The following is a 12,413-nucleotide window of genomic DNA, read 5'->3' as shown; positions in this document are numbered from 1 at the left end:
GGTTTAATGCTGTGGGTTTAGAGGTTCTTCCAATGAAACAGGGTCAGGTATTTTTTTCGTGAAGAGATTACGAAGCTGACTTTCAGGGGTTGTTTTTCTGGTCAAAGCCATTCGCATCCATCCATAATAAATGAAGCCGGCTACGACCATCCCGTTGATCAGCGAAATGAAAAAGCTTTGAGAAAAATAGCCGATCAGGAATCCTGTGATCCAGGCCAGAAATGCAGCCGGATTGATTTTCATGTCGGGAGAGCCGTTTTTGCCTTCGTACAAAACTTTCCGTTCAGGGAACAGCCAGTAGTCGATAATTACGGTGACAGCAATAGGGCCGATGAGCCATGATAAAAATTGCAGGAAGAAATTAAATATCTGGTCCGGACCATACCATGAAAAGAATAACGCCAGCGCCCAGGATATCAGCAGCACCAGCTTCCGGTTCGTTTCCTCATTTTTATACTCGGGTATCGGCGGTGCGGCCATCATATTTGCCCCGAAATAAATAGCGGCCATGGCAGTGGACCAGGAACCGAGAAAAATTGCGAAAAAAGATACATGTAATAAACCGAACCGGTCCATGATCAGGAAAATGTTCCATTCGCCGGTTGCCAACGCACCCAGCGTTGCTCCCACATATTGCAGAACCATCAGGACACCATAGGTCAGAAACAACCCGATAGCGGCTTGTTTCCCGTTTTTATAAAACCTCGTAAAATCGGAAATAACTGTATTGGCGTGAAGCCAGCCACCCGCGGCAGAAGTAAAAACCACCAGTGCCGAGGCGGATTGCAGCGGAGCGCGTGCAATAATTGCTTTGAGCCCGCCTCCGATATCCAGCGCGCCCCATATCGTTATGATCAGGATTATCACGATAGCCGGGACTGCCAGATAGTCCACGTAAGCGATCCATTTCATGGTTTTATATGCCGGGACCAGAAAAACCACCGCCATCAGGAATGTGATCCCCCAATACGCAAAAGCAGATTCCTGGCTTATGCCCATGATCTCGACGGTAGCATCCCGCGTCAAATTCAGAATGACCGCAAACCATACCACCGTCGTGATCGACAGGATAAAATTGGGTAGTACTACGCCCCAGTTACCATATGAGTAGCGAAAAAGCATCGCGCTTGTGTAGCCTGTACGGGCACCGATAATGCCAATCAATATGGCAATAACACTGTTAAATACACCGGCCATAGCAATCACCAGCATCGCCTCTTTGAACGAAAGCTGGCTGCCGACAAGGCCTCCTACAAGCAAACTGGAGACGGTCAGGACCAGTCCCCATAAAATAAAGGTGTTGCTCCAGAAACCGAGCCTTTTGGATTCAGGCAGTCTGGACCGCACTTCGTCCCCTCGGTCGGCGGGGCCGGTTGAAATGTATTCTTGGCTCATGACAGGAAAAAGAAGATTGGTAGGTTAGGAATTCATGCCCATAACCCGCAGAGGAATAAAAACCCGTAATCACAGGAAGAGAAAAATAAAAATGTCGGGCCTGTACCTTCAAAAGGTGATCGGCAGGTGGATATTACCTCGGTCTGCGGCTCGCTGGACCTTTCAGTATGGGGTAGGAGGGGGTAACTATTATATTGTATTTAGTGTAAAATACAGTTTTATGAATTGTCATAGTTACAATTAATGTTGTTTTATATCGGGTTATGTAAAAAGAAGAAAATATTTGAAGTTATTTTTTATATCTCGCTTAAGAGCTACCTTAGGGTTTCTAAGAAGTTCAGGGCCGGTTGAGCGCGGCGTGTTTTCAGATAACACTACGGCAGGCCTTTACCTTGTAAGTTAGCAGATTTTCTTCGCCAGATGCGAAATGAGACTTCACCAGCACCAATAGGGAATTCGGGATCGGAAGAATATAAAATGCAGCAGTAAATTCAGGAATAAGGCAACCTTTAAACAAGTTATAGTTCATACTCCTTTTACAACATAGTTACTTCCAGGCATTTTAAGTACATTATAAATACTTGTACTTGAGCACACATTATTGGAACTGCATACCAGTACTTTTCAAATTAACCAGGGGATGACAGATTTAAATTCCAAAAAGCGGTGTTTTACCCAGATTGCTGAGGGTGATAAGAAAGCTTTTGATGTTTTTTTTAAATATTATTATCCCAAACTGATCCAGTTTGCCCGCATTTATGTGGACTCCGTCCCACAGGCCGAAGATGTCGTCGCCGATGTGCTGACCAATATCCTGGTCAACCGCAAAAGGGTTTTTATTCTTGATCATTTCGAGTCTTACCTTTATTTCTCCGTTAAGAACAAAGCCATATCCTCCATCAAAAGGCAGCAAAGGGAAAATCCCTTTCTTTTTGATTCCGGCGATATTATCCTTAATTCCATGGCGGCAACCGATCCACATGAGATGCTGGTAGGGTTGGAACTGCAGGAGCAGGTCGATGAGATCATCCGGCAGTTTCCCCCAAAAAGAAAAATGGTTTTCCAGTTGATCCGGGAAGAAGGTTTTACGTACCGGCAGGTGGCTGAGCTGATGAACATTTCCGAACGTACAGTAGAAGTGCACTTAAAGCTCGCCGTGAAAGAGCTCCGCGAAGGAATTGAAAATTTTTTGAGTGACAGAAAATCCCAGGAAAATATGCACAAAACCCCCGAAAAACATTAACGTGTTTGCATTTCGGGCAGTCCCACTTCTACTCCGTTAAAGTCTCCTGATGCGGATATGCCTGAAATAAACCTGGTCCCCTTCGTCTCTAAGCATGATATGCCCGGTGTCCGACACGCCATAACCCGGATAATCCTTGATTTACAGGCTGTCCCTTTCTACCACCCCGCCGCCGGAAGGCATACTGTTCACAGATGCTTCGCGCCATTTGCTCAGGTTGCTGCCATCAAACAGGGCTTCCCATTTCCAGGGAACCGCGCCGATCGCGGCCGGGTTTGTATTCTTTTCAATGTTGGCAGCATTTTCCGTCTGTTTCAATTCAGTCAATGCAAGCGCAGCTATCGGGATTAAAATCGACGTAACTGGCTTCATCAGATTATGTTTTTTTAATAAAAGATCGCCCCGCACCTAACTACTACCGCTTCTAAAACCCGTGAGAAAGAAAGTGAAAAAGTGAAAAAAAGTATTAACGTATATATATGATCGTTAGTGATATAGTATTAGGTGACACTGGGTGCAACGCACCCGAACATCCCAGCATGGTGCAACGCACCGAAATACCCTAGCAGGTGCATTGCGCCCGGCTATTTGCGACGATTATGGGTGCAAAGAACCCGGCGATTAAAAAAATATTCAAAAATAATTCAGATCAATTACGGGTTTTCCCCGGGATGTGGGTTATGGGGGTATAAACCGGATTTAATGAGCTATAATCACCTACATATCGACCATTTAATAGCACAATTCCTCAGCGGAAATGCGACAGAGCATGAGCGGACGGAATTGGAAGAATGGTTGGCGGCGTCTCCTGATAACCGTGCTGTTTTTGAAGAGTTGAAAAAAGTGTGGCAGACCCCTCCGGCTGATGAGTACGAAAAACGAATGGACAATATCAGGGACCGGATCTGGGAGGACTCAGTGGCTGAGGAGGAGGTAGGTGAAGAGGTTTGGGGTATCAGAAAGATATTTTTATTCCCCTGGCGGTCGGTAGCGGCGGTTTTTTTACTGGTCGTGGCAGGTCTTTATTTTTATTCCAATACCCTTGAAGATAACAAAAGCATAGTTACCGGGAAGCCGGATGTATGGGTGGAAAAGGAAAATCCGACCGGAAAAAGATCGGTTTATTTCCTGCCCGACGGTACCAAGGTATGGCTGAATGCGGAGAGTACGATCGGGTTTTCGGAGAATTTTTCGGATACGCTGAGGTATGTCAGGTTGCAGGGAGAGGCGTTTTTTGAAGTGGTGAAAGATGTTTCCAGGCCGTTTATCGTAGAAGCGAACGGGATCACGGTACAGGCTTTGGGAACTGCCTTCAATGTATCCCAGAACTTTGGGGAACCCGATATTACGGTGGCCTTGCTGGAAGGAAAAGTAAAGATCGAAAACAAGGAAAAAACACACACAGTGATATTGAAACCAGGCGAAGAGCTAGTCGCCTCCAAAGGCAACACCGTTTTCGCGACCCAGCGTTTCAACTACGATGCCGCAATAGGCTGGAAGGATGGGATTCTCGTTTTTGAGCAAGACCATTTTTCATCCTTCTGCAGAAAGATCGAAAAATGGTATGATGTGAAGATTGAAGTGAAAGGCAAGGCACCCGACGATTGGCAGATCAGGGCCAGGTACCAGAACGAAAGCCTTAGAAATGTGCTGAAAGATCTGAGTTTCAATAAGGATTTTGCTTACAAGATCGAAGACAAAATAGTATACCTGACTTTCTGATCACCCCACGGAAAGTGCTGCCGAATACATCAGCAAACGAACTTTAAAACCAATAATACGGAGGATTCGAATTCTTAATCTTTGTCAGATTAATGTGCCAGTCATTGGTAAAATGGCCCTGCCCCAGTGTCGGGAAATGAAGCTAAACCGCGTCTTAACCTACAACAAAAGAAGTATGAAAAAATTACTCTACTCGCGACTTGCCAGGAGTGCAGGTTATGTATTCATGGTTGTAATACCCCAGCTCCTCTTTGCGGGTGTAAGCCAGGCGAAAGAAACCACGGAAATCAAGAGCATTCACGAAGTGACTATCCGGACGGCATACAGCAATGCGCTGCTGGCCGATGTTTTTAAGGATATTGAGTCAAGAACCGACTTCGTTTTTACGTTCGATGCAAAGGACTCGTTTTTAAAAGACCGTTACAGCAAGCCGATGGGCAAGTCGTCGGTGGCCCATGTGCTGGAAGGCATCGCCAATTCCTCCAGGCTGGCGTTTCAGCAGATCAACCAGAACATCAGTGTGAGAAGACAAAGTGTAGGCATGTCCGTTGAAACAGCGACGGAGACCCGGATGGCGCTCGTCAACGTGGCCGGAAAGGTCATATCTGCAGCCGACAAGCAGGGACTACCGGGGGTGAGTATTCTGGTAAAAGGCACCACCACCGGTACAGTAACGGACGGCGAGGGCAATTACAGCATTTCGCTTCCCGGTGACGACGGTACGCTGGTGTTTTCCTCCATCGGATTCATCACCCAGGAAGTACCGATCCAAGGGCGTTCAACCGTGGATGTGTCGATGGAAGAAGACCTGAAAAAACTGGACGAAGTAGTGGTTACGGCCTTTGGTATCGAAAGGGATAAAAAGAGCCTTACGTATTCCACCCAGAATGTAGATGTGGAAGCGATCTCAAAATCAAGGGAATACAATGTGCTGAACTCACTCGCCGGAAAAGTGGCGGGTCTCAATTTCCAGACTTCCAGCACCGGGGTAGGCGGTACTTCGCGGATCGTATTGCGCGGTAACAGGTCGATCAGCGGCAACAGCCAGCCATTGTACATTGTGGACGGTGTGCCAGGCAACCTTTCTGACCTCAATCCCGACGACATAGAATCAATGACCGTGCTGAAAGGCCCGAACGCGGCCGCTCTTTATGGAAGCCAGGCCAATAACGGCGCCATTGTGGTTACGACAAAAAGAGGAGGGAATACTTCCGGACGTTATGATGTCTCTGTTAGCCAGTCATATACCTTTGAAATACCCAATATCCTCGTCGATTACCAGGACTCTTACGGGCAGGGACTGAATGGCCAGTACCTTGCGAACACGTCCAGCAACTGGGGTCCGAAAATGGATGGGCAGATGGTACAGCATTGGTCAAACAATCCCAACTGGGCCGGCCCGAAAACATACGCATACTCGCCTCAGCCCAATAATGTGCGCGATTTTTTCAAAGTCGGACACAATTCTGCTACCAACCTGTCAATCAGTACCGGTAGCGAGAAAGCGCAAACGTATTTTTCCTATACGTACACAGACGGTGCCGGGGTTGTGCCTTTTAACGAACTTTCCAGGCACAATGCCAACCTGCGTTTTTCTAACAATCTTGGCAAAAGACTGAGCGTCGACGGAAAGCTGACCTACATGAGACAGGAGATCAAAAACGGGCTTGGTGTTTCCATCGATTACAGTAATCCGTTACGCCACGCTTACCGGATTCCAAGAAATGTACGGACGCAGGATGCGGAGATCTATGAATTTTACAACGACAACGGAATCCCGGTTACACATACATGGAGCTCATCCGAACTGGTGGAAACCAATCCCTATACAGCTATAAACGGGATTTCTTCCAAAAGTGTAAGGGACCGGGTGGCTGCGCTTGCGAGTATGAAGTACAATGTAACCGATAAGCTGAGCCTGCAGTTAAGGTCCTCGCTGAACCGTGCTTTTGAAAACTATCAGAGTGAGATCAAAGGCGGTATTTCCAAGGTATCACCGGTAGACGGCTACTTCGGGGTTTCTTCGTCCGAGAGCATGAGCTTTAACAACGACTTTCTGGTCTCTTACAACGACAACATTTCCAGTACACTGAAATACAATGTGAATGTCGGTGGTAACAGCCTGATCAACCGGAATACTTCCATTTCAGCCAACACGGGCACAACTTTAACTATTCCTAATTTCTTTACACTTTCCAATACCCAATATCTGCAGGCGTCAAACAGCGTCGGCGGCCCGAGTAATATCAATTCCTTGTATGCGTTCGGGCAGATCAGCTACAAGGATGCGATATTCCTGGACCTGACCGGAAGGAATGACTGGAGTTCCACTTTGCCGAAAAGCAACTGGTCTTTCTTTTATCCTTCCGTCGGTCTGAACGGCGTGGTGTCGGAACTGGTGAAGCTGCCGATGGTGATATCGTTTTTCAAAGTAAGAGGTTCGTATGCCATTGTTGGTAACGGAACCAGTCCTTTCTCCCTGTCAAGGTATGCGACGTTGAGCAGGGGAGGCAAGGCTGGGCTGATGTCGGTAAGCGGTACTTTGCCCAATGAAAACCTGAAACCGGAAAAAACGGCGAGTTTGGAACTGGGCGGCGACCTGCGTTTCTTCGAGGACAGGCTTGGACTGGACTTTACCTACTATGTGACCAACACAACCAACCAGCTTTTTTCCATTTCGCTGCCGCCGGCGTCAGGTGCTTCGGGATTTTTCACAAACGGGGGTGATGTGGAGAATAAAGGGGTTGAAATGGTATTCACGGTAAAACCTATCGTAAAAGCGGATTTTGGTTGGGATATCAGTCTCAATTTTTCCAAAAACAAAAACATTGTCAAGAAGATTAATGATCAGCGCCCTTCCATTGTGATGGGAAACAATGACTTACGTGAGATCAGACTGGAACAGGGCAAGCAGTGGGGAGGGATCTATGTCAAAGGTTTCCAGCGCGACGACAAAGGAAATGTGATCGTTGGTCCGAATGGGATTCCGCTTTATACAACCGGTAAAACCGTGTTCGTGGGAAACTCGGAGCCTAAATGGCTGGGTGGCATCCGCAATACTTTCCGGTACAAGAGGTTGAACCTGAGCGTGCTGATCGATGTTCGTCACGGAGGCGTGATCTCTTCATTCGCGAATTCGGTACTGGCTGCCGACGGCTCTACGAAGGAAACGGAAGCCGGCCGCGACGGAAAGCTGGTTTTCGGCAAGGATTTCTTCCCGGAAGAAAATGCAGTGAAGCAGGACGGATCGGTTAACGACCTGCCTATCAACGTCCAGGATTTTTGGATCGGAAGCGGCGGACGTACTGCGGGGCTGGTGGGCGAGATACATACATCGGATGCATCCAATGTCAGGCTCCGTGAAGCGCAGCTGAGTTACAGCCTGCCGAAGGGAATATTCGGTTACCCGGTGAGTTTTTCACTGGTAGGGCGAAACCTGTTTTTCCTGTCTAACAAAGCCAAATACCTCGATCCTGAAATTTTCGTAGGAGCAGACAACGGCGCCCAGAGTGACGCCAGTTTTACGCTGCCCACCACACGCTCGATCGGATTTAATGTACGCGTCAACTTTAAATAATCAGTAGAATCATGAAAAAGATAAAAATCATATTCGTTACATGTTTTTGCATGGTTTTCGGAAGCTGTACTGACGTTTTTGAAGAGCTGAATACACCTTCCAATCTGCTGGTAGCCGACAAGCTCGACATCGGGAATGTGGGCCAGGTATTTGCCACAACCCAGTTCAATGCCATGTACATGTCGGGCTACGAAATCAGCCAGAACCTTTTCGCAGACCTTTTTAGCCAGTATTTTACACTGCTGCGGGTTAACTTTTACTCAGACCGCTACGTGGACGTGGCAAGCTGGTCGAATGCCAATTTTACCGGCTTTTATACTTCGGTTGCCAAGGACCTCAGCTTTGTGGAAAAATATACAGCTGAAAAGAATTTTCCTTTGCAGAATGCGGTAATCAAAGTCTGGAAAGTACAGGCATTTCATAGACTGACAGACTACTACGGTCCGATTCCTTATCTGGAAGTAGGAAATGGCGCTACCAGTGTACCTTATGATTCACAGGAAGTGATTTATAAGGATTTCTTTAAAACCCTCGACGAAGCAGTTGCAGTTTTGAAACAGAACAAAGGCGCTAGTGTGTTTTCAAGAGACGACCTGGTTTTTTCGGGTGATGTAAATAAGTGGCTGACCTTCGCTAATTCGCTCAGGCTAAGACTTGCGTTGCGAGTAAAATATGCTGCTCCTGCGCTGGCCAAGGCCGAAGCTGAAAAAGCAGTGGCCGACGGTGTAATGCTCACAGCTGCCGAAAATGCGAATGTTTTCACCAATGATCTGAGTAAAAATAACCTGGGGACGATCGCAAACTATGACAACTGGCGGATGAGCGCGACGATGGAAAGTGTAATGGTAGGATTCAACGATCCACGGCTCGATGCATTCTGGAATCCCGTAGTGACCGACAACCGGAACGACGGCAGCAAATTCCACGGAATCCGGAACGGTCTACCCATCGCATTGATCGATAACCCGGTTCAGGTCGCTACCAATTCCAAGATCGATACCAAATGGTGGAGGCTGGAAGACGGAGGTACGAACCCGCCTTACCAGGTGATGAGAGCCGAAGAAGTATATTTTTTACGGGCCGAAGGTGCGGTGGAAGGTTGGAATATGGGGGGTACTGCGAAAGAATTGTATGACAAAGGAATAGAAGTATCGATCTCGTCCCGCACTGCGGCGACTGCGGTGGATATTGCCAATTATCTCAAAAGCACCAGCACGCCAAAACCGCTTAAAGATCAGTGGAATACGCCCGCCGTTTCAGACATTCCTGTTGCTTTCCTGGCCACAGGACCTAAGGAAAAACAACTGGAACAGATCGGTACCCAGAAGTGGATCGGGCTGTTTCCGGATGGCTGGGAAGCCTGGGCTGAAATGAGAAGAACGGGTTATCCCAAGCTCCTGCCGAGGATACAGTCGGAAAATCCTGACGTGCCTGCAAACCAGATGATCAGAAGGTTATTGTTTGTGGACGGGGAGTACGCAAACAACAATCAGGCTGTGACAGCTGCGCTTACTTTGCCCGAACTGGCCACCAAAGGAGGAAATAAGAACAGTACCAAATTATGGTGGGACGCTAAATAAATATCATGGCTGAAACATTAAACAAATTGGGCCGCCGGAGTTTTGTAAAAAATCTGGCGGCTGGCGGGATCGGTATGGGCCTGGTGGGCACTTCTTTCACCTCATTCGGAGCGGCAGCGGCGAAGGATATCAAAATCGGAGTGGTGGGATTATCGGTCCACAGCGCAGCTTTTTCCCAGATTTTGAACGATAGTAATAAAACGTCCGACCTGGCGGGATGTACGATCACGGCGCTATACCACCCACCCGGAAATCCGGATGTGGATTTCACCAAAGAGCAGCTTACCAAATTTGAATCGGACATCCGGGCCATGGGTGTAAAGATTGTCGGCTCGATGAGCGAAATGCTTGCGCTGGTGGATGTGGTGATGATCGAAACCAACGACGGCCGCCCGCACATGAAAGAGGTTTTGCCCGCTTTTGAGGCCGGAAAGCCGGTTTTTCTCGACAAGCCTGTGGCAGCTTCATTAAACGGTGTGATCGAAATTTATGAAAAAGCGAAGCAGTTCAATGTCCCTGTTTTTACATCGTCGGCACTGAGGTACATTCCCGGTGTAGCCAATATCAAAAGCAGCGAAGTCCTGAGCGCGAGCACATTCAGTCCGGCAGCCTTTGAAAAAAGCCATACCGACCAGTTCTGGTACGGGATTCACGGGATCGAGCTGCTATTCAGAGCGATGGGGCCGGGGTGCAGGGAGGTGGCGCACGTACATCACAGCAAGGCCGACGACCTGCTCGTCGGTTACTGGAATAATGACAGGGTCGGGACTTTCAGGGGGATCCGGGAGGGGAAAAAGGACTTCGGAGGTACGGCCTACATGCAGGATCAGATCGCCACACTGGGTACGTTTACCGGCTACCGTGACCTGGTGGTGAGGGTTGTTGAATTTTTCCTGACCAAAGTTCCGCCGGTACCCGTTAGCGAGACGCTCGAAATATATGCCTTCATGGAAGCCGCAATGGAAAGCCGGAAAAACGGAGGTATTAAAGTGAGCCTGGAAAAAACATTAAGCAAAGCATACAAAGCAAATAAGGTTAAACAATAATTATCAGTAATCAGAAAAACTATGGGAAAGTTAAATGTAGGAATTATTGGATACGGCTGGGTTGCTACCGCACATATTACGGCAATACAGGCGGGCAATGGAGCACAGGTAACTGCTATTTATTCTTCAAGAAAACTCGATGATGCAGAATTAAGCACAAAATGGGGCGGGGATATTACTTCCTACACCGACCTGGATGCGCTGCTCGCCAACAAGGATATCGACGCCGTTTCGATATGCAGCTACACGTATCAGCACGTGGATCACGCCGTAAAAGCCGCCAAAGCCGGAAAACACATTATCCTGGAAAAACCGATGGCGTTGTCCTGGGCCGACTGCCAGGCTATTGAAGCTGCTGTGAAAGAGGCCAATGTGAAGTTCTGTATCTGTTTTGAATGCCGGTATTCCAACCAGTTCATATCTACAAAAGCAATCCTGGATCAGGGCCTGATCGGTGACCTGCATTATGCGGAAGTGGATTACCTGCACGGGATCGGCCCCTGGTATGGCCAGTTTGAGTGGAATGCGAAAAAAGGCGGTGGCGGAAGTTCCCTGCTCACAGCAGGCTGCCACGCACTGGATTCGCTACTGATGTTTATGGGCACCGACGTGGAAGAAGTCACAAGCTACGATACCAAATCCAAGAGCCCGATTTTTGCACCTTACGAATATACGACCACGAGCGTCACGATATTGAAATTCAAAAGCGGTAAAATCGCCAAATGTGCCGCCAGTGTGGACTGTCTTCAGCCTTACTATTTCCACACGCATCTGTTTGGAAGTGAAGGAAGTATCCTTGACAATAAGATCCATTCCGAAAAGCTTAAGTCGGACAAGCACAAGTGGAGCGAAATGTCGATGTCGATGCTCGACTCGGGCGACGTGGCCGATCACCCTTACCAGTTGCAGTTCGATACTTTCTTTGAATCGATCCAAAATAATACCGAAATGCCGCTTACAGGATTGAAAGAGGCCATCAAAACGCACGAAATCATTTTCGCTGCCGACCAGTCTGCCGCTACCGGCAAGAGCGTAAAATTGTAATCCCATGAAAAATGTCGCCATGGCGGTTGCGGCCCATCCGGATGATATCGAATTCCTGATGGCCGGGACCCTTGTTCTTTTAAAAAACGCGGGCTACGAGATCCACTACATGAACCTTTCGACCGGAAACTGCGGGAGTACTATCCACGATTCGGAGAATACGACCAGGATCCGGTTACAAGAAGCTCAAAATGCATCGGAGGTACTGGGTGCCACTTTTCATCCGCCCATTACCAATGATTTCGAGATCTTGTACGACGTGGAACTGCTCCGCAAACTGGCCGCTGTAATCCGTAAAGTGAAGCCTTCGGTCATACTCACGCATTCTCCTTCCGACTATATGGAGGACCACATGAACACGAGCCGCCTGGCTACCACAGCTGCGTTTGTGCGTGGAGTGCCCAATTTTGCGACCGGCGAACCAGCCACTTCGAATTACAATTGCGCCATTTACCACGCCGTCCCGCATGGTCTGATGGACCCGCTGCGGCAGAAAGTGTATCCGGAAATGTTCGTCGATACAGCAACGGTTCAGCCACTGAAAAGGAAGGCACTCGAAGCCCATCAAAGCCAGCAGGAATGGTTGCAGGACAGCCAGAAAATGAATTCCTATATCCAGGCGATGGAGGATTTTTCACTGGAAATAGGGAATATGTCGGATGCTTTTGAGCATGCTGAGGGCTGGCGGAGACATACGCATTACGGTTTTTCCGAAGCCGGGTTCGACCCTCTACAAACGCTGGGCCGGTTGGTCCAGCGCAATGAAGCATATGCTAAAACAGCGTAAGGTCAAGTCATTCAAATCA

Annotated in this window: 9 protein-coding genes; 7 read left to right on the top strand and 2 right to left on the bottom strand. The window is 48.2% G+C overall.

Translation table 11 applies throughout. From position 1 onward, the window contains the following. Positions 1–3: 3 nt before the first annotated feature. Positions 4–1,395 (bottom strand): cytosine permease, encoded by a 1,392-nt coding sequence (locus tag BP71_RS33025; protein WP_496385918.1) that lies wholly within the window; start codon positions 1,393–1,395, stop codon positions 4–6. Between the two features lie 640 nt (positions 1,396–2,035). Here BP71_RS33025 and BP71_RS33020 point away from each other — a divergent pair. Further along, positions 2,036–2,638: an RNA polymerase sigma-70 factor gene (locus BP71_RS33020; RefSeq protein ID WP_496385917.1), complete on the top strand. Its 603-nt coding sequence runs from the start codon at positions 2,036–2,038 to the stop codon at positions 2,636–2,638. A gap of 141 nt (positions 2,639–2,779) precedes the next feature. Here BP71_RS33020 and BP71_RS33015 read toward each other — a convergent pair whose 3' ends face one another. After that, positions 2,780–3,010 (bottom strand): hypothetical protein, encoded by a 231-nt coding sequence (locus BP71_RS33015; protein ID WP_496385916.1) that lies wholly within the window; start codon positions 3,008–3,010, stop codon positions 2,780–2,782. A 330-nt stretch (positions 3,011–3,340) separates the two neighbouring features. Between BP71_RS33015 and BP71_RS33010 the strand changes: the two genes are divergently transcribed. The 6 genes from BP71_RS33010 to BP71_RS32985 all read left to right on the top strand — a co-directional run bounded on the left by BP71_RS33010 (position 3,341) and on the right by BP71_RS32985 (position 12,394). Next, positions 3,341–4,360: a FecR domain-containing protein gene (locus BP71_RS33010; protein ID WP_496385915.1), complete on the top strand. Its 1,020-nt coding sequence runs from the start codon at positions 3,341–3,343 to the stop codon at positions 4,358–4,360. 175 nt (positions 4,361–4,535) lie between these two features. Continuing rightward, positions 4,536–7,937: a SusC/RagA family TonB-linked outer membrane protein gene (locus BP71_RS33005; RefSeq protein WP_496385914.1), complete on the top strand. Its 3,402-nt coding sequence runs from the start codon at positions 4,536–4,538 to the stop codon at positions 7,935–7,937. Between the two features lie 11 nt (positions 7,938–7,948). Continuing rightward, complete coding sequence (locus BP71_RS33000) at positions 7,949–9,517, top strand: SusD/RagB family nutrient-binding outer membrane lipoprotein (RefSeq protein WP_496385913.1); 1,569 nt, start codon at positions 7,949–7,951, stop codon at positions 9,515–9,517. Between the two features lie 5 nt (positions 9,518–9,522). Beyond that, positions 9,523–10,563 (top strand): Gfo/Idh/MocA family oxidoreductase, encoded by a 1,041-nt coding sequence (locus BP71_RS32995; RefSeq protein WP_496385911.1) that lies wholly within the window; start codon positions 9,523–9,525, stop codon positions 10,561–10,563. A 21-nt stretch (positions 10,564–10,584) separates the two neighbouring features. Then, complete coding sequence (locus BP71_RS32990; RefSeq protein WP_496385910.1) at positions 10,585–11,607, top strand: Gfo/Idh/MocA family protein; 1,023 nt, start codon at positions 10,585–10,587, stop codon at positions 11,605–11,607. A 4-nt stretch (positions 11,608–11,611) separates the two neighbouring features. Further along, the gene (locus BP71_RS32985; RefSeq protein WP_496385909.1) at positions 11,612–12,394 is read left to right on the top strand and encodes a PIG-L deacetylase family protein; all 783 of its coding nucleotides are present in this window, start codon (positions 11,612–11,614) and stop codon (positions 12,392–12,394) included. The last annotated feature ends 19 nt before the right edge of the window (positions 12,395–12,413 follow it).

The sequence above is a fragment of the Dyadobacter ginsengisoli DSM 21015 genome, from assembly GCF_059568735.1.
The sequence above is the reverse complement of the archived record's forward strand: the minus strand, read 5'-3'. Positions and strand labels throughout refer to the sequence as shown.

Bases quoted from the DNA above. Each gene is read 5' to 3' on its own strand.
- BP71_RS33025 (WP_496385918.1), bottom strand. From the start codon at position 1,395: ATGAGCCAAGAATACATTTCAACCGGCCCCGCCGACCGAGGGGACGAA.
- BP71_RS33020 (WP_496385917.1), top strand. From the start codon at position 2,036: ATGACAGATTTAAATTCCAAAAAGCGGTGTTTTACCCAGATTGCTGAG.
- BP71_RS33015 (WP_496385916.1), bottom strand. From the start codon at position 3,010: ATGAAGCCAGTTACGTCGATTTTAATCCCGATAGCTGCGCTTGCATTG.
- BP71_RS33010 (WP_496385915.1), top strand. From the start codon at position 3,341: ATGAGCTATAATCACCTACATATCGACCATTTAATAGCACAATTCCTC.
- BP71_RS33005 (WP_496385914.1), top strand. From the start codon at position 4,536: ATGAAAAAATTACTCTACTCGCGACTTGCCAGGAGTGCAGGTTATGTA.
- BP71_RS33000 (WP_496385913.1), top strand. From the start codon at position 7,949: ATGAAAAAGATAAAAATCATATTCGTTACATGTTTTTGCATGGTTTTC.
- BP71_RS32995 (WP_496385911.1), top strand. From the start codon at position 9,523: ATGGCTGAAACATTAAACAAATTGGGCCGCCGGAGTTTTGTAAAAAAT.
- BP71_RS32990 (WP_496385910.1), top strand. From the start codon at position 10,585: ATGGGAAAGTTAAATGTAGGAATTATTGGATACGGCTGGGTTGCTACC.
- BP71_RS32985 (WP_496385909.1), top strand. From the start codon at position 11,612: ATGAAAAATGTCGCCATGGCGGTTGCGGCCCATCCGGATGATATCGAA.